Here is an 891-nt window from a genome sequence, read left to right on the forward strand (position 1 = left end):
TCGCGGAGGGGGCCGACAACGACGTGCTCGCCTACTACGTCGACGCGGTCAGGCGGGCGGCGGAGGAGAAGGCGAGGCTCGAGGGGCTCGTCGAGGCCGAGGCCCGCAAGCCCAGGTGGAGGAGGAGGGTCGACTCCCTGCGCTGCCTCAAGGGCGTCGACACCGCGACGGCCGCCGACCTCGTGTTCGAGGCCGGCGAGTTCTCGAGGTTCAGGAACGCCCGGTCGTTCGCCGCATGGGTCGGCCTGACGCCCTCCGAGCACTCCAGCGGGGAGAGCGACCGCAGGGGCGCGATCACCAAGGCGGGCAACAAACACCTGAGGAAGGCGCTGGTCGAGGCCGCGTGGCACTACCTGACGTGCTCGGGGCGGCCGAAGGACCTCGCCAAGGGCCAGGCCCCGGACCGGGTCGCCCGCAGGCATGCCGCCAAGGGCGTGCGGAGGCTGGTCGAGAGGCGGGAGGCGCTGCTCGCGCGCGGGGTCCACAACAACAAGGCGAACGTGGCCACGGCGCGCGAGCTCGCCTGCTGGGTGTGGGCGGTCGGCCTCATGGCCGAGGAGGCGTAGGGGGCCGGTCCCCCGCACATAAGCCGATCACCCCGGAAGCGGTTTGATCCGAAGCCGTTGAGGCGAACCTCAGGTCCCTTTTCTGCGAGCGCCCAGGGCGCCACACGCGTGCACAGACTGTCGGTTCGACGAAGAAGCCTCAGCCGTAGCAACGGATTGCCCAGCGAGAGATCGCCACGGGCGGATATTAAACTGCAAAGACGAGCGTCGGGAAGACACGCCGAGGTCGCCGCGGACGGGTTGATATAGGGAGAGGGCCTGACCCCATATCGTTGGGGCCAGGCCCGATTTTGCCTCTTGACAATGTCCTGCTCATATTAAAAGG

1 protein-coding gene is annotated in these 891 nt (G+C 68.5%); it reads left to right on the forward strand.

Translation table 11 applies throughout. The annotated features are described in order from the left end of the window. Positions 1 to 566 (forward strand): transposase (locus tag ACQRC0_RS08760; RefSeq protein ID WP_427729318.1); only part of this gene is annotated, 566 nt, incomplete at its 5' end. Between the last annotated feature and the right edge of the window lie 325 nt (positions 567 to 891).

Source organism: Collinsella sp. SGI.033 (genome assembly GCF_050315135.1).
Lineage (GTDB): Bacteria > Actinomycetota > Coriobacteriia > Coriobacteriales > Coriobacteriaceae > Collinsella.